The 23916-nt window shown below is 72.5% G+C and carries 22 protein-coding genes, 1 pseudogene and 1 riboswitch; of the genes and pseudogenes, 6 read left to right on the forward strand and 17 right to left on the reverse strand.

What is annotated here, in order from left to right; all coding sequences use genetic code 11:
• Positions 1–71: 71 nt before the first annotated feature.
• The 3 genes from IE185_RS01955 to IE185_RS01965 are packed head-to-tail and all read right to left on the reverse strand — an operon-like array spanning position 72 to position 2762.
• On the reverse strand, positions 72–749 hold the full coding sequence (locus IE185_RS01955) for a response regulator (RefSeq protein ID WP_138894372.1): 678 nt from the start codon (positions 747–749) through the stop codon (positions 72–74).
• Entirely contained in the window at positions 746–1987 is a 1242-nt protein-coding gene (macS, locus tag IE185_RS01960; RefSeq protein ID WP_373303673.1) for a MacS family sensor histidine kinase, read from the reverse strand. The genes IE185_RS01955 and macS overlap by 4 nt, the downstream gene beginning before the upstream one ends.
• A gap of 22 nt (positions 1988–2009) precedes the next feature.
• Positions 2010–2762, reverse strand: a complete 753-nt coding sequence (locus tag IE185_RS01965; protein WP_189714477.1) for a lysophospholipid acyltransferase family protein — start codon at positions 2760–2762, stop codon at positions 2010–2012.
• 174 nt (positions 2763–2936) lie between these two features.
• Between IE185_RS01965 and IE185_RS01970 the strand changes: the two genes are divergently transcribed.
• Positions 2937–3716, forward strand: coding sequence for an alpha/beta hydrolase (locus IE185_RS01970; RefSeq protein WP_138894371.1), 780 nt, complete (start codon positions 2937–2939; stop codon positions 3714–3716).
• Positions 3709–4395 carry a hypothetical protein gene (locus IE185_RS01975; protein WP_138894370.1) on the forward strand — a complete coding sequence of 229 codons (687 nt, stop codon included), beginning with the start codon at positions 3709–3711 and terminating at the stop codon, positions 4393–4395. The genes IE185_RS01970 and IE185_RS01975 overlap by 8 nt, the downstream gene beginning before the upstream one ends.
• A gap of 82 nt (positions 4396–4477) precedes the next feature.
• On the opposite strand, the gene IE185_RS01980 is transcribed toward IE185_RS01975, so the two are convergent.
• The 6 genes from IE185_RS01980 to IE185_RS02005 form a co-directional block, all read right to left on the reverse strand.
• Positions 4478–5230: an endonuclease/exonuclease/phosphatase family protein gene (locus IE185_RS01980; protein WP_138894369.1), complete on the reverse strand. Its 753-nt coding sequence runs from the start codon at positions 5228–5230 to the stop codon at positions 4478–4480.
• Between the two features lie 78 nt (positions 5231–5308).
• Positions 5309–6250, reverse strand: a complete 942-nt coding sequence (locus tag IE185_RS01985; RefSeq protein WP_138894368.1) for an ROK family glucokinase — start codon at positions 6248–6250, stop codon at positions 5309–5311.
• A gap of 56 nt (positions 6251–6306) precedes the next feature.
• On the reverse strand, positions 6307–6786 hold the full coding sequence (locus IE185_RS01990; protein ID WP_138894367.1) for a DUF5304 domain-containing protein: 480 nt from the start codon (positions 6784–6786) through the stop codon (positions 6307–6309).
• Between the two features lie 81 nt (positions 6787–6867).
• On the reverse strand, positions 6868–8085 hold the full coding sequence (locus IE185_RS01995) for an ArsA family ATPase (RefSeq protein WP_138894366.1): 1218 nt from the start codon (positions 8083–8085) through the stop codon (positions 6868–6870).
• A gap of 7 nt (positions 8086–8092) precedes the next feature.
• Complete coding sequence (locus IE185_RS02000; RefSeq protein WP_138894365.1) at positions 8093–8542, reverse strand: SRPBCC family protein; 450 nt, start codon at positions 8540–8542, stop codon at positions 8093–8095.
• 119 nt (positions 8543–8661) lie between these two features.
• A complete protein-coding gene (locus IE185_RS02005) occupies positions 8662–9423 on the reverse strand; it encodes a metallophosphoesterase family protein (RefSeq protein WP_138894364.1) in 762 nt (253 codons plus the stop codon).
• Between the two features lie 278 nt (positions 9424–9701).
• Between IE185_RS02005 and IE185_RS02010 the strand changes: the two genes are divergently transcribed.
• Positions 9702–11498: an AMP-dependent synthetase/ligase gene (locus IE185_RS02010; protein WP_138894363.1), complete on the forward strand. Its 1797-nt coding sequence runs from the start codon at positions 9702–9704 to the stop codon at positions 11496–11498.
• A gap of 67 nt (positions 11499–11565) precedes the next feature.
• On the opposite strand, the pseudogene IE185_RS02015 reads toward IE185_RS02010, so the two are convergent.
• Both IE185_RS02015 and IE185_RS02020 read right to left on the reverse strand, forming a co-directional pair.
• Positions 11566–12740 (reverse strand): annotated as a pseudogene (locus IE185_RS02015) (IS30 family transposase).
• A gap of 173 nt (positions 12741–12913) precedes the next feature.
• Positions 12914–14068, reverse strand: coding sequence for a glycosyltransferase family 4 protein (locus IE185_RS02020; protein ID WP_138894385.1), 1155 nt, complete (start codon positions 14066–14068; stop codon positions 12914–12916).
• Positions 14069–14166: 98 nt separating this feature from the next.
• On the opposite strand from IE185_RS02020, the gene IE185_RS02025 reads away from it, so the two are divergent.
• A complete protein-coding gene (locus tag IE185_RS02025) occupies positions 14167–15408 on the forward strand; it encodes a glycosyltransferase 87 family protein (protein ID WP_189714479.1) in 1242 nt (413 codons plus the stop codon).
• Positions 15409–15429: 21 nt separating this feature from the next.
• Here IE185_RS02025 and IE185_RS02030 read toward each other — a convergent pair whose 3' ends face one another.
• The 5 genes from IE185_RS02030 to IE185_RS02050 form a co-directional block, all read right to left on the reverse strand.
• Positions 15430–16671 carry a hypothetical protein gene (locus IE185_RS02030; protein ID WP_189714481.1) on the reverse strand — a complete coding sequence of 414 codons (1242 nt, stop codon included), beginning with the start codon at positions 16669–16671 and terminating at the stop codon, positions 15430–15432.
• A 45-nt stretch (positions 16672–16716) separates the two neighbouring features.
• Positions 16717–17793 carry a C40 family peptidase gene (locus tag IE185_RS02035; RefSeq protein WP_138906578.1) on the reverse strand — a complete coding sequence of 359 codons (1077 nt, stop codon included), beginning with the start codon at positions 17791–17793 and terminating at the stop codon, positions 16717–16719.
• Between the two features lie 242 nt (positions 17794–18035).
• Complete coding sequence (locus IE185_RS02040) at positions 18036–19064, reverse strand: C40 family peptidase (protein ID WP_138895208.1); 1029 nt, start codon at positions 19062–19064, stop codon at positions 18036–18038.
• 307 nt (positions 19065–19371) lie between these two features.
• The gene (locus IE185_RS02045; RefSeq protein ID WP_138895207.1) at positions 19372–20730 is read right to left on the reverse strand and encodes an NYN domain-containing protein; all 1359 of its coding nucleotides are present in this window, start codon (positions 20728–20730) and stop codon (positions 19372–19374) included.
• A gap of 34 nt (positions 20731–20764) precedes the next feature.
• Positions 20765–21007, reverse strand: coding sequence for a hypothetical protein (locus IE185_RS02050; RefSeq protein ID WP_138895206.1), 243 nt, complete (start codon positions 21005–21007; stop codon positions 20765–20767).
• A gap of 140 nt (positions 21008–21147) precedes the next feature.
• Here IE185_RS02050 and IE185_RS02055 point away from each other — a divergent pair, with 140 nt between their 5' ends.
• Together IE185_RS02055 and IE185_RS02060 are read left to right on the forward strand one after the other, a co-directional pair.
• Complete coding sequence (locus IE185_RS02055; protein ID WP_138895205.1) at positions 21148–21858, forward strand: rhomboid family intramembrane serine protease; 711 nt, start codon at positions 21148–21150, stop codon at positions 21856–21858.
• Positions 21855–22136 carry an Lrp/AsnC family transcriptional regulator gene (locus IE185_RS02060; RefSeq protein ID WP_005318592.1) on the forward strand — a complete coding sequence of 94 codons (282 nt, stop codon included), beginning with the start codon at positions 21855–21857 and terminating at the stop codon, positions 22134–22136. Before IE185_RS02055 ends, IE185_RS02060 begins: the two co-directional genes overlap by 4 nt.
• 121 nt (positions 22137–22257) lie before the next feature.
• Here the strand turns inward: IE185_RS02060 and IE185_RS02065 are convergent, their stop codons facing one another.
• A complete protein-coding gene (locus IE185_RS02065; RefSeq protein WP_138895204.1) occupies positions 22258–23619 on the reverse strand; it encodes an aminotransferase class V-fold PLP-dependent enzyme in 1362 nt (453 codons plus the stop codon).
• A gap of 161 nt (positions 23620–23780) precedes the next feature.
• Positions 23781–23897, reverse strand: a riboswitch (SAM riboswitch).
• Positions 23898–23916: the final 19 nt, after the last annotated feature.

The raw sequence follows: 23916 nt of genomic DNA on the forward strand, positions 1-23916 counted from the left end.
CCGTGTGGCGCCACGCTAGTGGTGACCCAGGTCACAGCGACATGGGGCGTCGGGGCGTGCGGGGGGGCGTACTAGGCGTCGTCGAGGCCGCGTTCGATCGCGTAGCGGACGAGCTCCACGCGGTTGTGCAGCTGGAGCTTGCCGAGGGTGTTCTGCACGTGGTTCTGCACCGTCCGGTGGGAGATCACCAGGCGCTCGGCGATCTGCTTGTACGACAGCCCCTTCGCGACCAGCCGCAGCACCTCGGTCTCGCGGTCGGTGAGCTGCGGCGCCTTCGGCTCGTTCGACGAGGCGGCGGGCGCCGGGCCGGAGGCCAGCCGGCGGTACTCGCCGAGGACCAGGCCGGCCAGTCCCGGGGTGAAGACGGGGTCACCGGCGGCCGTGCGCCGTACCGCGTCGATCAGCTCCTCGGGCCCCGCGGACTTCAGCAGGTAGCCCGTCGCACCGGACTTCACCGCTTCCAGTACGTCGGCGTGCTCGCCGCTCGCGGAGAGCACGAGGACCCGCAGAGCCGGGTCCGCGCCGACGAGTTCCTTGCAGACCTGGACGCCGGGCAGGCCGGGGAGATTCAGGTCGAGGACGAGGACCTGCGGGCTCACCGCCTGGGCGCGGCGGACCGCCTGCGGCCCGTCACCCGCCGTCGCCACCACGTCGAACCCCGCCGCGGCGAGGTCGCGGGCCACCGCGTCCCGCCACATCGGGTGGTCGTCGACGACCATCACCCTGATCGTCCGCTGTACGTCGCTCATCGCGCCTGTCCTGCCTTCCCCCGTGGAACCTTCAGTTCTACTTCAGTGCCCTGTCCCGGAACCGAGATCAGCTCGGCGGTGCCGCCGATGTCCCGCAGCCGCCCGCGGATCGACAGGGCGACGCCGAGGCGCCCCTCCCCCTCGGCCTGCGCCAGCCTGCCCTCGGGGATGCCGGGACCGTCGTCCCGTACCGTCACGATCACTTCCTCCGGCCACTCCTCGACCAGGATCCAGGCCTGGGCGCCCTCGCCCGCGTGCCTGCGCACATTGTCCAGTGCGGCACTGACAGCCGCCGCGAGCTCCATGGCCGCCGCCGGTGCCAGCAGGACCGGGGCGCCGGGCTCGGCGAAGCTGACCTTCGACCCGGCGTGCGGGGCGAGCAGGGAGCGCAGGTCGCACACGCCCGCGCCCGGCCCGCCGCCGTCGCCGTCGTCCTCGTCGTCCGCGTCGACCGTACGGACGACCGCCCCCAGCGCCGCGTCCTGCGAGACCCGCGTCGAAGGCACCAGGCCGCTGGAGACCAGGGTGCGCAGGGCGACCTCCTGCTCCCCCGCCATCCGGCCCAGCTCCGCCGCCTCGCCGCCGAGCGCGGTGCCGCGCCGCTGCACCATGGCCAGCACCTGGAGCACGCTGTCGTGGATGTCGCGGGCCAGGCGCTCGCGCTCGCGGGTGGCGGCCTCGATCTCCAGCGCGCGGGCGAGGGTGCGCTCGGAGGCGCGGGCGACCTCGACGACGTAACCGATCGCGATGGAGGCGACCCACACCAGCAGCACGTTGTGGAAGGTGTCGCGGCTCGGCTCGCCGCGCTCGACGATGTTGGCGGCGGCCACGAAGGAGGAGGCGAAGGCCGCCCAGCGCCAGCCGCCCTTGATGGCGAACGCGAGGACGGAGCCGGCGGTCCATATCGACGGCAGGGTGGGGCCGTCGATCTGCTGCGCCTGGAAGTCGGCGAGCGGGGTGAGCAGGATGCCGGTCAGGGCGAGGGCGAGGTCGGCGACGAGGAAACGCTTGGTGCAGCTCGCCGCGTTCGCCACCTTGGGGAGCGTGGCGAGGGTCCACACCGACATCACCGCGAGGAAGACGACGGCCACCGCCGGGCGCTCGAACTTCTCCCGTGTGAACACGAAGAGGAGCACCGCGTACGCCATCGTCATGACGCGGTAGCCGGTCAGCGCACGCCACAGCGGCTGCTCGACCGACATGCGCACGACCTGCTCGCGCTGAGCCCTGGCCATCATCCCCACCCCTGGACGGACGCTGTTACGCGCCGGACCGTTCCGCCTTCTCGGCCTTCTCCAGCTCGGCCTTCTCGGCCTTCGCGGCCTTCTCCGCGTCGGCGATCCGGCGCTTCGCCGCCGTCGCGTAGATGTCGACGTACTCCTGGCCGGAGAGCTTCATGATCTCGTACATGACCTCGTCGGTCACCGAGCGCAGGATGAACCGGTCGCCGTCCATGCCGTGGTAGCGGCTGAAGTCCAGCGGCTTGCCGATCCTGATCCCCGGACGCATCAGCTTGGGCACGACCTTGCCGGGCGGCTGGATCTTCTCGGTGTCGATCATGGCGACCGGGATCACGGGCGCGCCGGTGGCGAGCGCCACGCGCGCGAGGCCGCCCGGCTTGCCCCGGTAGAGGCGGCCGTCCGGCGAGCGGGTGCCCTCCGGGTAGATGCCGAAGAGGCCGCCGCCCTTGATGACGTCGATTCCGGCCTTGATCGCCGCCTCGCCGGCGCCGCGCGCGCCCGAGCGGTCGACGGGGAGCTGGCCGACGCCCTTGAAGAAGGCGGCGGTGAGCCGGCCCTTCACACCGGGCGAGGTGAAGTACTCCGCCTTCGCGATGAAGGTGACCTTCCGGTCGAGCACCGCGGGCAGGAAGAAGGAGTCCGAGAAGGACAGGTGGTTGCTCGCCAGGATCGCGGGACCCTCGGCGGGAATGTTCTCGAGGCCCTCCACCCAGGGTCTGAAGGCGACCTTCAGTGATCCTCCGATGGAGAACTTCATTGCGCCGTAGATCAACCGAGTGCCTTCCCTTGTCTGTCGAACAGACCATAACCCGTGCCGGGCCTGGCCCCATGCCGACAAGGAGGCCCGGCGGACCTGGTCGGTGTCGGTCCGGTCGCGTACGGTGAAGGGCATCTTGCGACACCCTCCGCACACTCCACGACCCACACTCATGAACAGGAGACCCCGGTGCCGGTCCTTCCTGGAGCCGAGCCGTTCCGCCACGAGGGCGGAGAGGTCGGCGTCCTCCTCTGCCACGGCTTCACCGGTTCCCCGCAGTCGCTGCGCCCCTGGGCGGACCACCTCGTCGAGCGCGGCCTGACTGTCTCCCTGCCGCTGCTGCCCGGGCACGGCACCCGCTGGGAGGACATGCAGCTCACGGGCTGGCAGGACTGGTACGCGGAGGTCGACCGCGAGCTGCGCGCCCTGCGTGAGCGGTGCGCGCAGGTGTTCGTCTTCGGGCTCTCGATGGGCGGCGCTCTGACACTGCGCCTGGCCGCGAAGCACGGGGACGCGATCACGGGGATCGTCCTGGTCAACCCGGCGAACAAGGTGCACGGCCTGTCGGCGTACGCGCTGCCGGTCGCCCGTCATCTCGTCCGTACGACGAAGGGGCTGCGCAGCGACATCGCGAAGGCGGGCTCCGAGGAGGTCGGCTACGACCGGGTGCCGCTGCACGCGGCGCACTCCGTGCGGAACTTCTTCCGGCTCGTCGACGGGGAGCTGCCCCAGGTGACGCAGCCGATGCTGCTGCTGCACAGCCCGCAGGACCATGTGGTGCCGGCGGCCGACTCGGCCCGCATCCTCAGCCGGGTGTCGTCCACGGACGTCACCGAGATCCTGCTGGAACAGAGCTACCACGTCGCGACGTTGGACCATGACGCGGAGCGGATCTTCGACGAGAGTTGTGCGTTCATCGGGCGCCTCGCTCCTAGTGTCGGGAAGAAGGGGAGCACCACCGGTGGCTGAGCACGACGCGGAGCCCGCGGGCCGCGAGGAGGAGCGGGAGCCGGACCGGACGGCGGCGGACGCGGCCGCCGCGGCGGCGGGGACGCCCGCCGACAAGCCCGTCGACGAGGACGCGGCGTGGGCCGCGATCGTCGCGGGGTACGGCGCGGAACCGCCGGACCCGCCGGGCGCCAAGCCGTTCAAGTCGATCGAGGACCTTTACCTGCCGGACGACGAGCGCAACACCGCCGGCGGCGGCCGGCCGGGGAAGGCGCCGAAGAAGGACGCCGAGGCGGCGGCCGGGCAGGACGAGCCGGACCCGGACGCGGCCCCGGACCGGGACAGACCCCTCGGCAGCTCCGTCGTGTTCGCGCCCGGTGTCGCCGGACCGCGCGACTACGCGCTGGACGAGCCGGGCGAGGAGGACCCCGACGAGAGCGACGACGGCGACGAGGGCCACTTCGTCCCGCCGGAGCCGCCTCCGCTGCCGCCCGCCGACACCACGGCGCGGTTCGCCTGGCTCGCGGTCGTGGGCGGCCCGGTGCTGCTGCTCGTCGCGGTGCTGCTGCAGTGGGACATGACGTGGTGGCTGACGACGCTCGGCATCGGCGGCTTCCTGGGCGGTTTCGCAACCTTGGTGGGGCGCATGGCGCACGGCGACGACGAGGACGACGACCCGGGCCGCGGCGCGGTCGTCTAGTTCCGCTGCTTCACGAAGGCCTCGCCTCCCGGACGGGCCCGCCCCCGACGGGGCCGGGCCCCGGGGCGCGGGGCCCGGTCGTTCACGACGCGGGGACGCGCAGCGCCGCCAGTACCGGCAGGTGGTCGGTGGCCGCGCGCAGGTCCGCGTCCGGGAGGCCCAACGGGACCCCGCAGCCCAGGACTTCGATCCCCGGCGTGGCGAAGAGGGCGTCGATGCGCTGGTGCGGGCGGTCCGGGGTCGAGGTGTACTCGCCGCCCCACGGCTTCACCGCCCAGCAGTCCTGGAGTTCCCCCGCCAGCCGCCGGAACGTCCGGCCGTCCGGCCGTTCGTTCAGGTCGCCGCCGGCCACCGCGTGCGGCACGTCCATCTCCTTCAGGCGGTCCAGGAGCATTCCGCCCTGCGCGTAGCGCTCCTCGCGCCGGAGGCTGAGGTGACAGCTCAGTACGCCGAGCCGGGCGCCCCCGATCCGCACCACCGCCGTCGCGAACCCCCGCTGGTGCAGCCCCGGCGTACGCGGCAGCAGCACGTCCTGCGTACGCTCCACCGTCACCCGCAGCGAGCACAGCAGCATCGGGCCCGAAGCGGTCGCCCCGCCGCCGAGGGTGACCAGGCCGCTGTGGGCGGCGAGCCACGCCGCGTGCTTGCGCCAGCGGAAGAACCGGGGCGCCTCCTGCACGAGGACGAGGTCGGGCTCGCAGGCGCCGATGACCCGGGCCAGTGCCTCGCGGTCGTCGCGCATCGAGCGGATGTTGTAGCTGAGGACGCGGATCACCGCCGAACCGTCAGGCTCGGTACGGGACTCGGGCAGCGTGCTCGTCGTACTCGTCGCCATGCCGATCAAGATACGGAAAGGCCCGCCGCGCCCCAAGGGGGCACGGCGGGCGCATCCGCGCGTACGCGAGCCGGTCCGTCAGCCCTGGCGGGCGAGGTCGGCCGCGCCGACCAGGCCGGCCTTGCCGCCGAGCTGGGCGGCGAGCACCTGCGCGTGCGGGCGCCACTGGCCGCCGATCAGCCAGCGCCGGAAGGACTTGCGGATCGGGCCGAGGACCAGCTCGCCCTCGTCCGAGACGCCGCCGCCGACGATGAACGCCGACGGGTCGAAGAGGGACGCCAGGTCGGCCAGGCCCGCGCCCGCCCAGCGGGCCAGCTCGCGGAAGGAGTCGACGGCCACCGGACAGCCCTGCCGTGCGGCGGCGCTGATGTGCTTGCCCTCGATGCCCGCGACCGTGCCGTCGCCGAGGGCGAGAAGGATGCCGGCGTTCTCGGGGGTGGCGTTGGCGCGCTGCTTCGCGTAGCGGACGAGGGCCCGCCCGGACGCGTACTGCTCCCAGCAGCCCTGGCTTCCGCACCCGCACAGCAGCCCGTCCGGGACGACCCGGATGTGGCCGAACTCGGCGGCCACGCCGAAGCGTCCGCGGCGCAGCTTGTTGCCGATGATGATGCCGCCGCCGAGGCCGGTGCCGAGGGTGATGCAGATGACGTCCTCGTGGCCCTTGCCCGCTCCGAACCTGTACTCGCCCCAGGCGGCGGCGTTCGCGTCGTTCTCCACGACGACGGGCAGTCCGACGCGCTGCTCGACCTTGTCCTTCAGCGGCTCGTGCCGCCAGTGGATGTTGGGCGCGAACAGGACGGTGGCGCGCTTGTCGTCGACGTACCCGGCGGCGCCGATGCCGACCGCCTCGATCTGATGGCCCTTGCCGGCCTCGGAGACGGCCGCACAGATCGCGTCGACGATGCCTTCGGCGGTCGGCGGCGTCGGCACCTTGTGCGTGTCGAGAATGGTGCCCTCTTCGTCGACCACGCCTGCCGCGATCTTCGTGCCGCCGATGTCGACGCCGATGGTGAGTCCCATGTGTCCCTCAGTATTCGGTCGAGCCCCGCTAGGGCCAACCGTACCCGAGGAGCAGCTCAGTCCAGGTCGATGTGCGTGCTCGGGGAAGGGCCTTCGGGGCCCTCGTCCCCGTCGCCGGCGCGCTCGGCACGGTCCGCCGGCCGCGCGGGGCCGCGGGTCCAGCGGCCCTCCTGGCCCTGGACGGCCGAGCGGTAGGCGGCCAGCAGTTCGTTGCCGGCCGCTGCCAGGTGGTCGAAGACCTCCGGATTGCGCTCGATGACCGGCTCCACGGCGGACTTCGCCTGGTTGATGAGCTGACCGACCGTGCCCTGCGCGGCCATGCCGGGCAGCACCGACTGGAACGAGGCGACCTTGTCGGCCACGGCGTCGACGAGCTTGCGCAGCTCCTCGGCCGCCGACCCCGGCTGCGCCCCGCCGCTCTCGGCGCGACGGCGGGCCTTCTCGGCGGCGAGGTCCTCGGCGCACGCCTTCGCCCACGCGTCGGCTTCGGGGGCCTCGGCGGGCTCGGGGGAGGGACGCTCCGTGGCATCGCTCATGGCGGACTCCTGCGACTGGGCGGCGGTCGTACGGTGCGTACGCCTCGTACCACCGACGTTACCCGAACGGCGGCGGCCCGTTCACGTGGTCTTCGGCCACAGCCCGGGGTCCGGCGTGAAGCGCACCTTCAGTACGCCGCCGGTCAGGCCCGCGCCCGAGACGTCACAGCGGCGCAGGGCCGAGGGCAGGGGCAGGATCCGGCGGAACGGGCCCGCGTCGAGCACGAGTTCGTCGCCGCGGCGGACCAGCCCGAGCTCCTCCTTCACGGCTCCCGGCAGCGGCAGGTGCCAGACGAGGAAGCCGTCCTGGGCGATCCGGTCCTCCACGCGCCGGGGGTCCGCCGTGTCCGCGCGGACCGGCCCGACCGCCAGCGCCCCGTCCGCGCCCAGCGCGTCGAGGTCGCCCGGGCCGCGCGGGTCGCCGCCGAGGTGGCGCACCTCGCGGACCGGCGCCGCCGGGCGCCCCGCGCCGTACTCCTCGGTCCACTCGGCCAGGCACTTGTGCTGCTGGGCGGCGAGCGTCGCGAGCCAGGTGTCCGGGGAGTCCCGGGGCAGGATCCGGTTCGCCGTCACCGATTCGACGTCCAGGCCGAACAGGGCGAGTCCGGTACGGGCGGTGCGCAGCGCGTCGGCGGCGGCGGGTCCCGGCTCGGCGACCAGCCGGACGCTCGTGCCGGGGTCGGCGAGCAGCGCCTCGACGGCGGCCAGTTCGCCGTCCCGGCGCGCGGCAGTCTCGTACAGCCACTGGGCGGGCATCGGGACGCCGGCGAGCTGGGCGAGCATGGGCCGCAGCGCGCGGGCCGCCTGGCGCTCGGGCGGCAGCAGCCGTCGCAGGTAGCGGCGCAGCTGCTCGGGGAGGGCGAGGGCGGCGAGCGCGGCGTGCAGCGGCGGCAGGTCCACGACCACGAGGTCGTACGCCTCGGCCGTGCCGCGCGCCTCGCCGCACGCCCGCAGGGCGCGGAGCAGGGCGAACTGTTCGCTGCCCGGCAGCTCGGTCAGTTCCTCGGCGGCGAGACGGTTCGCGCCGAGCAGGTCCAGCGCGGAGCCCGCGCTCTCCTGGAGGGCGAGGAGTTCCGCGCGGAAGTGGGCGCCGGAGTCGGTCCTCGCCGCCCACAGGCCCGGCGCGGCCTCGGCCGGCTCGGCGCCGGTGGTGGTGCCCAGGGCCGCGCCCAGGGTGTCCGCCGGGTCGGTGGACAGGACCAGCACCCGGTGGCCGGTGCGCGCCGCCGCCAGGGCGGTCGCCGCGGCGACGGTGGTGCGGCCCGCGCCGCCGGGGCCGGTGACGAGGACCGTACGCATCAGGGCATCAGGCCTTCGGGGTGCTCTCGACGCGCTTCTTGAGACCGGCCAGGGCCCGGTCGATGATGACCTTCTCGGCCTTGCGCTTGATCATGCCGAGCATCGGGATCTTGACGTCGACGGTCAGCCGGTAGGTGACCTCGGTACGGTCGCCGCCGCCGGCCGGGGCCAGGCTGTACGAGCCGTCGAGGGAGCGCAGCATCTGGGACTTGACCAGCGTCCAGCTGACCTCGTGGTCGCCGGTCCAGGTGTACGCGAGGGTGTGGTCGTCCTTGATCGCGCCGGCGTCGAGCAGCAGCCGTACCTGCTCCGCGCGGCCCTTGGCGTCGGTGGCCAGGACCTCGGCCTCCTTCACCTCGCCGGTCCACTCCGGGTAGCGGGCGAAGTCGGCGATCACGGCCATCACGTCGGCCGGCGCCGCCTCGATCGTGATGCTCGAGCTGGTGTGTTCGGCCATCGCTGTGGCTCCTCCAGTGCGGTTCCGGTCAGGGGGCACGTGCTCACGGGGTGTGCTCGGGGGCACGTACCGCGTGAAGGCTACCGCGACCGGTCGGGCCGCACTTCACCGCTCCGGGCTCACCACTCCATGACCCACGGGCGGCCGGAGGACGCGAAGTGACCGACGTTGACGCACTCCGTGGCGCCGACGCGCATGCGCTGTACCTGCGGCTGGTGGACGTGGCCGAAGAGGGCGTAGCGGGGGCGGGTCCTGCGGATCGCCGCGAGGAGCGCCCGGCTGCCGCGCTCGAACCGGCGCGCGACGGTGTCGTACACCAGCTCGGGGACCTCGGGCGGGATGTGGGAGCACAGCACGTCCACCTCGCCGAGCGCCTCGACCTTGGCGGCGTACTCCTCGTCGTCGATCTCGTAGGGGGTGCGCATCGGCGTCCTGAGCCCGCCGCCGACGAAGCCGAAGACACGGCCGCCGATCTCGACGCGCTCGCCGTCCAGGACGGTGGTGCCGGGCCCGGCGTACTCGGACCACAGCGTGGGCATGTCGACGTTGCCGTAGGTGGCGTACGTCGGGGTGGGGAACGCCGCGAAGAGTTCGGCGTACTGCGCCCGCACGGCCTTCTCGGTGACGGCCGCGCGGTCCACGCCGGCCCACAGTCGGCGGCCGAGTTCGCGGGCCTCCTCGAAGCGGCGGGCGGTGCGCAGCTCGACGATCAGGTCCGCGTTCTCCGTGCCGAAGAGGTCGGGGAAGATACCGCGGGAGTGATCGGCGTAGTCGAGGAAGAGCACCAGGTCGCCGAGGCACACGAGCGCGTCGGCGCCGTCCCCCGCCCTGGCCAGATCCCTGGCGTTCCCGTGTACGTCGCTGACCACATGCACTCGCATGACGATCACCCTAGGACGCCCGCCCCTCGCCTGAGTAGAGGGGGCCGGACCTGCGGTTACTACCGGGTTTCCGCGTAGTTGGACTAGTCTGCCCGGAGCACCGCCACGGCGTGTGACGCAGCGAACATCTGGCCGGAACCCCCTATCGGGAACCGTCTACTGATGGGTAACGTCCGGGCAGTCCAACCGTGCTCACCCCACTGAGCACCTGCCCGGTCTTGGACCGGAACCGACGCGCACATTGACGTGGCGCCGGCGCCCGATGAGGAGCAGCAGTCTTGCGCGAGTTCAGCCTTCCGGCCCTGTACGAGGTCCCCTCGGACGGCAACCTGACCGATCTCATCCGCCGCAACGCCACGCAGCATCCCGATGTGGCCGTCATGAGCCGCAAGGTCGCGGGCGTCTGGACCGATGTCAGTGCCACCGAGTTCCTCGCCGAGGTCCGCGCCGCCGCCAAGGGCCTGATCGCCGCGGGCGTCCAGCCCGGCGACCGCGTCGCCCTGATGTCCCGCACCCGCTACGAGTGGGTGCAGATGGACTTCGCGATCTGGACCGCGGGCGCGGTGACCGTGCCGGTGTACGAGACCAGCTCCGCCGAGCAGGTGCAGTGGATACTGGGCGATTCCGGCGCGGTCGCCGTGATCGTCGAGAGCGACGGGCACGCCGCCGCCGTCGAGTCCGTACGCGACCGGCTGCCCGCCCTGAAGCACGTCTGGCAGATCGACCGGGACGGCGTGGAGCGGCTGCGCGCCTCGGGAGCCGAGGTCGGCGACGAGACGGTCGACGAGCGCAGCACGAGCGCGAAGGCCGACGACCCGGCGACGATCGTCTACACCTCCGGCACCACCGGCCGCCCCAAGGGCTGCGTGCTGAGCCACCGCAGCTTCTTCGCGGAGTGCGGCAACGCGGTGGAGCGCCTGAAGCCGCTGTTCCGTACGGGCGAGTGTTCGGTGCTGCTGTTCCTGCCGGCCGCGCACGTCTTCGGCCGGCTGGTCGAGGTGGCGTCGGTCATGGCGCCGATCAAGCTGGGCTGCGTACCGGACATCAAGAACCTCACCGACGAGCTGGCCTCCTTCCGGCCGACGCTGATCCTCGGTGTGCCGCGTGTCTTCGAGAAGGTCTACAACTCGGCGCGCGCCAAGGCGCAGGCGGACGGCAAGGGCAAGATCTTCGACAAGGCCGCGGACACCGCGATCGCGTACAGCCGGGCGATCGGCACCCCGCAGGGCCCGTCCCTCGGCCTCAAGCTGAAGCACAAGCTGTTCGACAAGCTGGTCTACAGCAAGCTGCGCGCGGTGCTCGGCGGCCGCGGCGAGTACGCGATCTCCGGCGGCGCCCCGCTCGGCGAGCGCCTGGGCCACTTCTTCCGGGGCATCGGTTTCACGGTCCTGGAGGGCTACGGCCTGACCGAGTCGTGCGCCGCGACCGCCTTCAACCCGTGGGACCGGCAGAAGATCGGCACGGTCGGCCAGCCGCTGCCCGGCTCGGTCGTGCGGATCGCGGACGACGGCGAGGTGCTGCTGCACGGCGAGCACCTGTTCTCGGGGTACTGGAACAACGAGGCGGCCACCGCCGAGGCGCTCACCGACGGCTGGTTCCACACCGGCGACATCGGCACCCTCGACGAGGACGGCTACCTCGCCATCACCGGCCGCAAGAAGGAGATCATCGTCACGGCCGGCGGCAAGAACGTCGCCCCCGCCGTGATCGAGGACCGCATCCGGGCGCACGCGCTGGTCGCCGAGTGCATGGTGGTGGGCGACGGGCGTCCGTTCGTCGGCGCGCTGGTCACCCTCGACGAGGAGTTCCTGGGCCGCTGGGCCGCCGAGAACGGCAAGCCCGCCGGTTCGACCGCGGCGTCGCTGCGCGACGACGCCGAGCTGCTGGCGGTCGTCCAGCAGGCGGTGAACGACGGCAACGCGGCGGTGTCGAAGGCCGAGTCGGTGCGCAAGTTCCGTGTGCTGCCGGCGCAGTTCACCGAGGAGGCCGGTCACATCACGCCCTCGCTGAAGCTCAAGCGCAACGTCGTGGCGAAGGACTTCGCGGACGACATCGAGGCCCTCTACCGAGGCTGAGCCTCCCCGTACGCGCCGGCGGCCCCCCGGAAGCGGCGAATTCCAGGGGTCGTTGCAACACAGGTGATCAACTGGCTGTGGCCAGGAGCTTAGCGAGGCGCTCGGCTGGGGTTTCCCAGCCGAGCGTTTTGCGTGGGCGGCTGTTGAGTTCTGCCGCGACGGCCGCCAGGTCGTCGGGGGTGTGGGCTGCCAGGTCGGTTCCCTTGGGGAAGTACTGCCGCAGCAAGCCGTTCGTGTTCTCGTTCGATCCGCGCTGCCAGGGGCTGGCTGGATCGCAGAAGAAGATGGGAATGTCCGTGGCGACGGTGAACGAGCGGTGGGCGGACATCTCCGAGCCCTGGTCCCAGGTCAGGGACCGCCAGAGGTGGCGCGGGAGGGACTGAACGGTCGTGGCGAGCGCGTCGCGGGTGGCGATGGCGGTGTGACCGGCGGGCAGGTGGACGAGCATCAGGTAGCGGGTGGAGCGTTCGACCAGCGTGCCGATGGCGGACTTGCCGTTCTTGCCGATGATCAAGTCGCCCTCCCAGTGGCCCGGAACGGCCCTGTCGGCTGCCTCGGCGGGCCGCTCACTGATCATGACCATGTTCTTGATCGGACCCGGGAGACGCTTGTAGGCGTGGCGGTGCGGGCGTCGCGCAGCCCGGCCGGTACGCAGCGGTCGGGTCAGTTCCCGGCGGAGTTCTCCGCGGCCCTAGCGTAGAGAGCCTGGTAGATCGTCTCGTGGACCACGTGCATCTCCGGGCGGTCGGGAAAGGCGGCCCGCAGAGCCTGGCAGATCTGCTCCGGGCTCCACCTCCTTGTGAGGCGATCCTGGATGAAGTCCCGCAGCTCGGAACACTGGCCGATCTTCCCGACCTTCGGGCGAGCGCGTCTGTTCCGAGCCCGGACGTCGGCCTGGAAGGGCTGGTAGAAGAAACCGCCCCTGGGCATCGGCCGGCGGTTGCGGCGTATCTCGCGGCTGACGGTCGAAGGGCTGCGGCCCAGTTCGGCCGCGATCTGCCGGACGGACGCCTTCTCACGCAGCCGGTCAGCGATGTGCATGCGTTCGTCCTCGCGCAGGTACCGCGACGTTCGGAGAGCCGATTCCCCCTGATCAACCACCCCTCCGGGGAGCGGGTAGATCGGGGGGACCGGCTTTCGCCCCCGGTCCGGCGAGTGATGCCCGTTGCGCCATCTCTTGCCGGTCCGCAGGTTGATGCCGACGATGCGGGCCGCTTCCCGGGTGCTGTAACCCTGCTCCATGAGCTGGAAGTATGCGGCCCGCTCGGCGACCAACCTGCGGGGCCCCCGCTGTGTCCGGTCCTGACGAATCTCGAAGTCCATCGCACCCCTTGAGCTGGGGTGTTGCAAGGACCACTAGAACCGAAGAGCATCCGGGGGGGGCCGCCGCGCGTTCCCGTGGGCGCGCGCGGGCGTCAGAGCAGCGTCTTGAGCTTCTCCGCCAGCAGGTCCCAGCGCCACTTCTCCTCGACCCACTGCCGGCCTCGCTCCCCCATCCGGCGCCGCAGCTCCGGGTCCTGGAGCAGCGTGACGATCCGGTCGGCCGACGCGTCGGCGGCGACCGCGGCGGGGGCGCCGCGCACCACCCACCCGCTCTCCCCGTCGAGCACGGCGTCGGGCGCTCCGCCCGAGTCGCCCGCCACGACCGGCAGTCCGGTCGCCGACGCCTCCAGGTAGACGATGCCGAGCCCCTCGACGTCGAGGCCGCCCCGGCGCGTACGGCACGGCATCGCGAAGACGTCACCCGCGCCGAAGTGCGCCGGAAGCTCCGCCCAGGGCACGGGTCCGGTGAAGCGCACGGAGTCCGCGACGCCCGTCTCGGCGGCCAGCTTCCTCAGCTCCCCCGCGTACGGTCCGCCGCCGACGACCAGCAGCACCGCGTCCGGCACCTCGCGCAGGACGCGGGGCATGGCCAGGATCAGCGTGTCCTGGCCCTTGCGGGGCACCAGGCGGGACACGCACACCACCACGGGCCGGTCCGCGAGCCCGAGCCGCTCGCGCACGGCGTCGCCGCCGGAGCCGGGGTGGAAGGTCTTCTCGTCGACGCCGGGCGGCAGTTGGACCATGCGTGCGGCGGCCCGCGGGGTGAGCGCGGCCGCGATGCGCGAGCGGGTGTACTCACCGAGATAGGTGATCGTGTCCGTGCCCTCGCCGATCCTGCGCAGCAGCTGCCGGGAGGCGGGGAGCTGGGCCCAGCCCGCCTCGTGGCCGTGCGTGGTGGCGACGATCCGCCGCGCTCCCGCCGCGCGCAGCGCGGGGGCCATCAGCCCGAGCGGCGCGGCCGCCCCGAACCACACGGAGGCGCAGCCGTGTTCGCGCAGCAGCGCGGTGGCCCGCCGGGTGACGCGCGGTGTCGGCAGCAGCATCGTCGTCGGGTCGCGTACGACGGTGAACGGCTGCTCGGCGTCGAAGGCGGCGGTGGCCTCGGCGCCCTCGCTGCCGCGCTTCCAGGTGGAGGCGTAGACGACGACCCGCTCGGGGTCCAGGCGCAGCGCCATGTTGTGCAGGAACGCCTGGATGCCGCCGGGGCGGGGCGGGAAGTCATTGGTCACGATCAAGGTCTTGTCCATCGCCGCCGACAGTACCCAACGGCCCAGCTCCTTGGCTCGCACGGCCGGGCCCTGCATCATGTCTCCCTCAGCCATGCAGGAAACGGACGAGGGTGGTCATGACGGTCACAGGCCGTACAAACCTCATCGCGGTGTGGGCGCTCACCCGGGCCGTGCTGCTGCTGTGCGTCTTCAAGGTGCTCGCCGTGCCCGGCCCCGACGTCACGAGCGACGTCTCGGTGATCTACCAGGGCTGGTACGAGATCCTGCGCACCGGCACCTTCCCCCTCGACGACATCACCTGGCAGTACCCGCCCGCCGCCGCCCTCGCGGTCCTCTCCCCCGCCCTGCTCCCCTTCCTGGGGTACGCGGCGGCCTTCTTCGTCCTGGCCTGCCTCGCCGACGCCCTGGTCACGGGCCTGCTGCTGTACGCCGGACAGCGCCCCGGCAAGCGGCTCGCGGGCGCGTGGGTGTGGGTGGCGGGGGTGCCGCTGCTGGGGCCGACGGCCTACGCCCGTTACGACGTGATGGTCACCGCCGTCGCGGTGGCGGCCCTGCTGGCGGGGGCGCGCCGCCCGCGTGTCCTGGGGGCGCTCGCGGCCTTCGGTGCGCTCCTGAAGGTGTGGCCGGTGCTGCTGCTCGCCGGCACCGCACGCGGGCACGCGACCCGCGCCGCGTGGACGGCGGCGGGCGTGGCCGGGGGCGCTCTCGTGGTGGCGCTCTGCGCCACGATGCCCGGGGCGCTCGCCTTCCTCACCTTCCAGCGCGACCGGGGCACCGAGGTCGAGTCGCTCGGCGCTCTCGTCTTCCACGCGGCCCGGCACTTCGGGTGGCGGGGCGAGGTGCTGCTGAACTACGGCTCGGTGGAGTTCGTCGGCCCGTACGTACCGCTGGTCAGCACGGCGGCGATGGGCCTGACGGCCGTCGCCTTCGGGTGGCTGCTGGTGTGGCGGGTGCGGGCCGGCGGGTTCCGGGCGTCGACGCCGTGCGACGCGGCGTTCGCCGCGGTTCTGCTGTTCACCACGACGAGCCGGGTGATCAGTCCGCAGTACCTGGTGTGGCTGGTCGGTCTGGCGGCGGCCTGCCTGGTCTTCCGGGGCAGCCGGATGGGGCGGCCGGCGCTGCTGGTGCTGGCGGCGACCGGGGTCACGTTCCTGGAGTTCCCGGTGTGGTTCTCGCACGTGGTGTCGAGCGACAGCCTGGGCGTGCCGCTGCTCGTGGCGCGCAACGGGCTGCTGGTGGCGGCGACCCTGCTCGCCTGCCGCCGGCTGTGGCAGGACACCGTGCCCGCCGCCGGCTCCCGCGACCCGAACGCGCTGCCGGCGCAGCGGGCGGCGGCGGCGAAGCAGCTGGCGTCGTAGGCGGGCGCCCGCCGCCGGGCCTCACGACAGCTGGCGCAGCGCGTACCGGCGCCACCGCTCCTCGAAGTCCTCCGGGGTCGTGCCCAGCACCTGACGCATCGCCTTCTCCACCGCGCCCTCGCGCTTCCCGTGCCCGCCCACCGCGCGGTAGAAGGCGGTGAGCTTCGCCTCGCCCCACTCCCGCGCGATCAGCGCGCAGGCCAGCCAACCGCCCTCGTACGCCCGCGCCAGCGCCCCCGTGTCGCCGCCGAAGCCGAAGTCCCGGTCGGCCGGGAGGGCCGCGGGCAGGTCGCCCGCCCGTACCGCCCGCTGGAGCGCCGGGGCCGTCTGCCCCGCCGTGCGTCCCCTGCCCCGGTACGCCGCCCAGTCGGCGAAGCCCTCCGAGAGCCACAGCGGGGTGGCGGCGGAGGTGTGGGCGCGGGTGGCGACGTGCGTGGTCTCGTGGGTGAGGACGATCCGCTGCCCGAACGCACCGAGCACGCCGTACGCCTCCGGATTGACGATCACCCGGTCCGCCGGCCCCGCGCCGGACCCGCCCGCCTCCCCCGTCGTCACGGCCGCGATCCCCCGGTACCCGGCCGCCGGGGCCCCGAGCAGCGCCCCCATGCCGTCGAGCGAGGCCGGTACCAGGATCACGAGCCGGCGCGACCAGCGGCCGGGCCAGGCGCGGTCGACCGCCGGCACCGCCTCGTCGGCGGCGTCCGCCATGGCGCGCAGCCGCTCCACGTCCTGGCCCGCACCGAGGACCAGGCTCCGCGCGCCGCGTACGACCGTGACCCCGCCCTGCTCCCACAGCTGCTCCCCGCCGCGCCGCTGAGGGCGCTCGGCGGCGACGTACCAGCGCCCGTCCCGGCGCGTCAGGTCGAGCCGCTCGGCCACCTTCACGGGCGCCTCGTCGAACCCGGCGAACCGGTAGCGCAGCTCGACCCGCGCGGTGGCCCGCCCCGTGTCCGTACGGTCGAGGCCGGTCAGCCGGTACTCCCACGAGCGCAGCGGCACCTGCGCGAGGTTCACGAACTCCGCGCGTTCCGCGGCCCTCAGCCGCGCCGCCCCCGGATCGAGGTCCGCCAGGTACGCCGCCTCGTCACGGGAGAGGACGGCCTGCGCCCTGCGGTCGAGCGTCCGCTGGATGTCCCGGGCCGCGATGTCCGCCGGCTCCCCGGGCGTCGTGCACGCCGAGGCCGAGGCGGACAGCGCGAGGAGCGGTACGAGGACGGGCCGAGCCCACCGCCGCCACCGCGTCCCGCTCCGCCGGCCTGCCACCCGGCCGATCGTACGGGCAGCGCGGGCGGGTCGGGCAGGGCCGGGTCAGACGCGGGTCACCGACGAGACGGGCATCATCCCGACCGGGTCGTAGCGCACCGGAGCCCCGGGGTAGGGCGCGTGCACGACCTGGCCGTTGCCGACGTACATCCCGATGTGGCTCGCGTCGTCCCGGTACGTCACGAGGTCGCCCGGCTGCGCCTGGTCGAGCGGGACCTGCCGTCCGGCGTACCGCTGCGCCTGCGACGTGCGCGGCAGCGAGACGCCCGCCTGGGCGTACGACCACTGGGTGAGGCCCGAACAGTCGAAGCCCGAGGGTCCGTTGGCGCCCCAGATGTACGGCTTGCCCACCGCCCCCTGCGCCGCCAGCACGGCCGCCGACGCGCGCCCCGACACGGGGCCCCCGACCGGCAGGGGGGGCGTCTCGGCGCGGTCGCCGGACCGCGACGACCTGCTGTCGAACTCTTCGCGCTCCTCCTCCGGCAGCGAGTTCAGCAGCCGCCTGGCCTCAGCGAGCTTGTGCTCGACGGTGCGCTTGTGGCGGGCTACGGCGGCCCGGCTGCGCTCCAGCTCGCCGAGCTTCACGGTGGCCTCCGCGCGCTGCTGGCCCAAGGCGCGCTGCGCTTCCCTCAAGTCGCTCAGGGCGGTCACCTGGCGGGCGCCGATGCGGTCGAGGGCCGAGGCCTTGGAGAGGTAGCTCTCGGGGTTCTCGGAGAGCAGCAGGGCGAGGGCCGGGTCGAGCCCGCCCGCCCGGTACTGCGCTCCGGCGACCGCGCCGAGCGCACCGCGCATGTGGTTGATGCGTTCCTGGCCCCGGGCGGCCAGGTCCTGGGCGTGGTCGACCTGTTCGCGCAGCCGGTCCGCGAGTTCGTCGGCCTTGTTGAACCGCTCCGTCGCCCGCTCGGCCTGCTCGAAGAGCCGGTCGACCCGCGCCCGGGTCGCCGTGGCGGTGGCCGGGGACGACGCCGAGGCCGGGGAGGTGGCCGAGGACGTGTCGTGGGGGTCGGCGCTCGCCGGGGCGGCGACGAGCGCTGCGGCCGCCGTCGCCGCGGCAGCGGACAGAACCGTGACCCGGGCGCTCTGCGTGAGGCCGGACTGTGAGGGACGCCGGTGGGTCGCCACAGGTAGCCGCACTCCTTCCACTGCGTGCAGCCCCCTGCCGCCCGGGCGGGCGACCAATGGACCGGGGAGCTGCGCGAGCAGACAGTAGCGGTGCGATCACGCGGTGACCAAAGACCTCGCCGGCCACAAACAGTGACGCCCCGCCGGAGAACCAGGTCACCGGCGGGGCGGACAGTCAGCGGGAGTCACCGGAATTCGCCCGAATGGGCGGTGTGGGCAACGGCCGTCGTGTGTGGCGTTTGTCAGACGCGCACGCCGAACTGGAAGGTGCCCAGGTAGTCCATCGACTCGTAACGCACGTTGGTGCCGGGCTTCGGGGCGTGCAGCACCTGGTTGTTGCCGGCGTAGAAGCCGACGTGCGCCAGGTTGTTGAAGAACACCATGTCGCCCGGCTTGAGCTGGCTCTTGCTGTAGATCTTCGTGCCGTCGTTGTGCTGGGTGAACGTGGTCCGGGAGATGGAGACACCGGCCTGGGCGAAGGCCCACTGCGTCAGCCCGGAGCAGTCGTACGCGTTGGGACCGGTCGCACCGGAGATGTACGGCTTGCCGATCTGGGTGGCGGCGGCGCTCAGCGCGGCGGCGCCTCGGTCGGAGGCCGGCTTCTCGTTGCCGAGTTCCACCCGCTCGCTGGAGGCGCGGCTGGCGCGCTGCTCCTTCTCCCGCAGCTCCTCGCGCTCGGCGGCGGTCAGCGTGTTCAGGAGCCGCTGCGCCTCGGCGAGCTTGCCCTGGAACTTCTTCTTCTTCTCGCCGAGTTCCTCGCGCACGTCCTCGAGGTCGGCGAGCTTGTCCGTCGCCTCGGCACGCTGCTGGGCGAGGGTGCGCTGCTTCGCCTGGATCTTCTCCAGCGACTCGGCCTGCTTGGCGCTCAACTGGTCCATCGCGCCGGCCTTGTCGAGGTAGTCGTCCGGGTCGGCGGAGAGGAAGAGCTGCACGGAGGGGTCGATGCCGCCGGAGCGGTACTGCGCGCTGGCCACCGAACCCAGGGCGCCGCGCAGTTCGTTGAGGTCCTCCTGGCCGCGGGCGACCTTGTCCTGGAGGTTGTCGACCTCTTCCTTGAGCTTGTCCTGCCGCTCCTTGGACTGGTTGTACTTCTCCGTCGCGGCCTCGGCCTCGTGGTACAGCTTGTCGACCTTGGCCTTGACCTCGCTCTTGGTCGGCTTGGGGTCGGCCTGAGCGGTCTGGGACGTGAGAGCGACGGCTGCGGCTGCGGTCGCGGTGAGCACGGTCACACGAGTGCGGCTCGGCTGCTTGGGACGACGGTGGGACGCCACGAAGGCGAGCTCCTTCTTCCTCGAGCCGCCTACCGGGGTCGGGGACGTGATCCCCGGCTCCACGCTTCGGTTCCCCCGCGGAAATGGACCGAATTGCATGGACTCGGCGGTACCTTCGCTGACACCCCGGGTGGGTGATCAACCGTTCGAAGGTTCGAGGGCAGACCTTAGTGACCTTCTTGTGATCAGTTCAAATCCTCATGCGTAAAAACTCACCCAGTGGTCACAATCTTTACTTTCATCACACCCGCAGTAACGGCGACTTGACGGTACGTTTCCCGAATTCGGGCATTGAGCCGAGAAGCCACTAGACGCGCGAAAGCCTCTTCAGCAACAAGGCGGACGCGACCGGCCTGGCGCCCGACTTGGCCACGCCGTCGGCCACTTCGCGGTCGGTGGAGGCCACCACGACGGGCCGCCCCGGCGGTTCGGCCCGTACGAGCTGTCTGATGAGCTCGTCCGCCGTCACCCCCGGCTTGCTGAACAGCACCCGCACGCCGCGCGGCGGCGCGAGAAGCACCGGCGCCACCAGTTCCGCCCCGTCGAAGACGCACGTCACCTCGGCGCCGGTCTGCGCCGCGAGCATCGACAGGCCGCCGAGGAGCCGCAGCCGCTGCTTGTCGAGCGGCATCTGCGGATAGCCGGTCTTGGTGACGTTGTAGCCGTCCACGACCAGATGGCACTGCGGCAGTTCGAGCAGTTGGTCGAGCAGCGCCGGGTCCGTCTCGGACAGCGCCCTGGCGGCGATGTCCTTGGGGGTCATACGGCCCGGCTCCACGGCGTCCACCGTGTCCGCGGGGTGCACGGAGGCGGGCGGCAGCGCCAGTTCCCGGCGCAGCCCCTGGGCGGCGTCCAGCACGGTGTCGAGCAGCAGCCGCACCCGCATGTCCTCGATGCTGCGGCCCTCGCGCACCGCCCTGCGGCTCGCCTCGACGGACGCCTCGGCCTCGCCGAGGCGGGCCCGCAGCCGCCGCGCCTCGCTCTCGGCGGCGGTGACCCGGGTGGCGGCGTCGGTCCTGACCGTCTCGGTCTCGGCGTTCGTACGCCGCAGGGCCGCCTCGCCCCGCTTGACGTCGCTCAGGGCGCTGCGCAGCTTGCGGCCGAGTACGTCGGCCTCCTTGCGGGCGGCCTCCAGCTCGGTGCGCAGCCGTTCGGTCTCGCTCTTCGTCTGCTCGCGCGCGTGCGCGAGCTCCTCGCGCAGGCGTTCCAGCTCCCGCTGGGCGGCCTCGTCGGCGCGCTCGGCGTCGGCCCGCAGCGCCTCCTCGCCGGCGGCGGCCACCAGCTTGACCCAGCCGACGGGGCGCAGGACGTACGCCGCGGCCGCCACGTCCACCGGATCGGCGGCGGCGGGCGGCGAGCCCGCCTCCAGGGCTCGGGCGAGTTCGGGCTGCGCCTCGCGCAGCCGCTCGCCGATGCGCTGGCGGAACAGCGTGTCACCCTCCAGGGCGGCGGCCATCGCGTTGCCCGCGAACTTGGCGCGCCGGCTCGGGGTGAAACGGGCGTACTGCCTCAGCTGGGACGGAAGTTCCGCGACGGTCAGCCCGCCGAAGGCGTCCGACACCAGGGCGACGACCTTGTGCCGTACGCCTTCGGGCAGCGGGCGGTCGAGCACCTCGGCGGCGTCCCCGGCCGAGCCGGCCGGTTCACCGCCGCTTGCATGCTCCACAATCCGTCACCCCACTACTCTCGGGCCGGTCCTCTCAGGAGCCGGCGCCCGGCCTGTCCACCAGTTCGATCTGGTCCACCGCGTTGCACCAGCGGCAGCGCACGGACTCGATGGTCTCACTGACCACCTCACGTTCCTCGACCTTCGACTCTCCGGCCAGGTCGAGGTGGACGTACTCGATCACCTTCGACGACCGGGTCACATCGAAACGTGTGAGATTGCCGCACAGGGCGCAGCGCCACCGGGTGTCGGCAGTCGGCAGGGGAACCGTCGTCATCGTGCGTCCTCTTTCGTCGCGCCTACTGCCCGTAACCCTACGGCCTTACGGGTACCCCCTGCGGCGGACCGTCCACGGTGCGGGACGGCCCCCGGCGAGGCGCTCTGTCCCGGCCGGTCCCGTTACGGGATGATCCGGTCATGATCAGTTGGCGGGAAGCGGCCCGGGGCCCCGTGGTGACGTACGGCGTGATCGGCCTGTGCTGTCTGATCTTTCTCATCGGCCCCCTCTCGGGGTTCAATCCGGTCTACGGCACGGGGGACATCCTCCTCGCCGTGCAGAGCGCCTACTTCGAGCGCTGGGGGGTGATCCCCGACGAGCTGCTGAGCGCCGGACCGTCCGCGCTGGTCACCCCGCTCACCGCCCTGTTCGTGCACGGCAGCTGGCTCCACCTGCTGGGCAACATGCTCTTCCTCTTCGTCTTCGGGGCGATGACCGAGGAACGGATGGGCCGCTTCCAGTTCGCCCTGTTCTACGTGGGCTGCGGATACCTGGCACTGGTCGTGTACGCCGTCGTCCACGCCGAATCGGACCAGACCCTGGTCGGGGCCTCGGGGGCGATCTCGGCGGTGCTCGGCGCCTTCCTCTTCCTCTTTCCCCGGGCGCGGGTCACGAGCCTGTTCCCGTTCCTCTTCTTCCTGCCGCTGCGCTTCCCCGCCTGGCTCGTGCTGATCTTCTGGTTCGCCCTGCAATGGGTGGCGGCGCAGCGCGCGGGGTCGGGCCCCGGGGTGGCGTACCTGGCGCACGTGGCGGGGTTCTGCGCGGGCTTCCTCTACGCCTGGGGGCGTAGTCGGCGTACGGCTAGAGTGAGGACCACAGCGCCGGCCACCGAGGGAGAAAGCCAACCGTGATCACCGCGATCGTGCTCATCAAGACCAGCGTGGACCGGATCCCCGAGATCGCCGAGTCGATCGCCGCGCTGGACAGCGTCAGCGAGGTCTTCTCGGTCACCGGGACGTACGACCTGATCGCCATGGTCCGCGTGGCGAAGCACGACGACCTGGCGGACGTCATCCCCGGCCGGATCAGCAAGATCCCCGGCGTCGAGGGCACCGACACGCACGTCGCGTTCCGTACGTACTCGCAGCACGACCTGGAAGCGGCCTTCGCGATCGGCCTCGACGCGTAGAACCCCCGGCGCGCGCGTCCCGGCGCTCGCCCCCTTTCGCGAAGCCGTGAAAGCGCTCGGCCGCGGCGGCGAGATCCTCACCGACGCGGCCGAGCGGGTGTGCCGAGGACGGGCCCGACGGTCAGACCGCCGGGACGCAGCGGCCTTCCTCGGTACGGTAGTTCCACTTCGCGCCGTCCTTGACGAGCTCCTTGACCGCGCCGACGAACCGCTCGACGTGCTCGTCGGGCGTCCCGGCACCGAAACTCACCCGGATGGCGTTCAGCGACCGCTCGCCGGGCTCGGCCTCCGGCGCGCCGCACTCGCCCGGGTCCTGCGGGGCGCTGCCGAGCAGCGTGCGGACCAGCGGGTGCGCGCAGAACAGGCCGTCGCGTACGCCGATCCCGTACTCGGCGGAGAGCGCGGCGGCGAAGTGCGAGCTGTTCCAGCCGTCGACGACGAACGAGATGACGCCGACGCGCGGGGCGTCGTCCCCGAAGAGGGAGAGCACCCGGACGGCGTCCACCTCGGCCAGCCCCTCCCGCACCTTGGTCACGAGCCGCTGCTCGCGCTCGACCAGGGAGTCGAAACCGGCCTCGGTGAGCGCCTTGCAGGCGGAGGCGATCGCGTACACGCCGATGACGTTGGGCGAGCCGGCCTCGTGACGAGCGGCCGTGGTGTGCCACTCGACGTCGACGCCGCCGTCGGCGCGGCGGGCGACCTTGCGGGAGGCGCCGCCGCCCGCGAGGTACGGCTCGGCGCTCCGCAGCCAGTCGGCGCGGCCCGCGAGCACGCCCGAGCCGAACGGGGCGTACAGCTTGTGCCCGGAGAAGGCGACCCAGTCGACGTCCAGCTCGGCGATGTCCAGCGGGTGGTGGGGCGCCAACTGGGCCGCGTCGAGCACGATGCGCGCGCCGTGGGCGTGGGCGGCCGCGGCGAGTTCCTTCACCGGCCACAGCTCACCTGTGACGTTCGACGCGCCGGTGACGCACACCAGGGCCGGGCCGTAGGGGTCCCGGGCGGCCAGCGCGCGCTCCAGGGTCTCGACGGCCTGGGCCGGAGTCCGGGGCGCGTTCAGGAAGTTGACCCGGGCGTCGCGCCAGGGCAGCAGCGAGGCGTGGTGCTCGGTCTCGAAGACGAACACCTGGCAGTCGGCGGGCAGGGCCGCCGCCAGCAGGTTCAGCGAGTCGGTCGTGGAGCGGGTGAAGACGACCTGGTCGTCGTCGCGGCAGCCGAGGAACTCGGCGACGGTGGCACGGCTGTTCTCGAACAGGTCCGTCGACAGCTGCGAGAGGTAGCCGGCGCCGCGGTGCACGCTGCCGTAGTACGGCGCGTACGCCGCCACGTCGTCCCACACGCGCTGGAGGGCCGGGGCGCTCGCGGCGTAGTCGAGAGCGGCGTAGGTGACCTCGCCGCCGGTCACGAGCGGCACGAGAACATCTCGCCCGAGGACAGGCAGAGGGGTACAAACCGTCTGGTCGGCGGCAGCGGTGGAGACAGACATGGCGAACTCCCGAAGAAGGCAGGCGAATTCCTCGCGCCGGCGGATACGCGACAGCGCTGGAGGAGAAGAGAAAAGGGTGTGCGAAGAAGGGGCGACAGGCCCTATCGCATTCGCTTGCTCACAAGAGGCTCCCTGAGAACCAGGACCCCAAGCCTTCGAGGGGTCCGCGCTTGCCGTGGACCTTTCTGTCCACGACCTGGTCTTCACCCGGGGCACCCCGCCACGGACGGAGGGTTGCCGGACAGCAAGCCGGGGCCAAAACGCTGTCACTCATGACCTGCCAAGCATCCTGCCACA

Source organism: Streptomyces chryseus (assembly GCF_014650755.1).
Classification (GTDB): domain Bacteria; phylum Actinomycetota; class Actinomycetes; order Streptomycetales; family Streptomycetaceae; genus Streptomyces; species Streptomyces chryseus.

Excerpts from the sequence above, each read along its gene's own strand:
- macS (WP_373303673.1), bottom strand. The coding sequence starts at position 1,987 with ATGATGGCCAGGGCTCAGCGCGAGCAGGTCGTGCGCATGTCGGTCGAG.
- IE185_RS02020 (WP_138894385.1), bottom strand. The coding sequence starts at position 14,068 with ATGGACAAGACCTTGATCGTGACCAATGACTTCCCGCCCCGCCCCGGC.
- IE185_RS02055 (WP_138895205.1), top strand. The coding sequence starts at position 21,148 with ATGATCAGTTGGCGGGAAGCGGCCCGGGGCCCCGTGGTGACGTACGGC.
- IE185_RS01985 (WP_138894368.1), bottom strand. The coding sequence starts at position 6,250 with ATGGGACTCACCATCGGCGTCGACATCGGCGGCACGAAGATCGCGGCA.
- IE185_RS01990 (WP_138894367.1), bottom strand. The coding sequence starts at position 6,786 with ATGAGCGATGCCACGGAGCGTCCCTCCCCCGAGCCCGCCGAGGCCCCC.
- IE185_RS01980 (WP_138894369.1), bottom strand. The coding sequence starts at position 5,230 with ATGGCGACGAGTACGACGAGCACGCTGCCCGAGTCCCGTACCGAGCCT.
- IE185_RS01995 (WP_138894366.1), bottom strand. The coding sequence starts at position 8,085 with ATGCGTACGGTCCTCGTCACCGGCCCCGGCGGCGCGGGCCGCACCACC.
- IE185_RS01955 (WP_138894372.1), bottom strand. The coding sequence starts at position 749 with ATGAGCGACGTACAGCGGACGATCAGGGTGATGGTCGTCGACGACCAC.
- IE185_RS02000 (WP_138894365.1), bottom strand. The coding sequence starts at position 8,542 with ATGGCCGAACACACCAGCTCGAGCATCACGATCGAGGCGGCGCCGGCC.
- IE185_RS02025 (WP_189714479.1), top strand. The coding sequence starts at position 14,167 with ATGACGGTCACAGGCCGTACAAACCTCATCGCGGTGTGGGCGCTCACC.
- IE185_RS02005 (WP_138894364.1), bottom strand. The coding sequence starts at position 9,423 with ATGCGAGTGCATGTGGTCAGCGACGTACACGGGAACGCCAGGGATCTG.
- IE185_RS02065 (WP_138895204.1), bottom strand. The coding sequence starts at position 23,619 with ATGTCTGTCTCCACCGCTGCCGCCGACCAGACGGTTTGTACCCCTCTG.
- IE185_RS02050 (WP_138895206.1), bottom strand. The coding sequence starts at position 21,007 with ATGACGACGGTTCCCCTGCCGACTGCCGACACCCGGTGGCGCTGCGCC.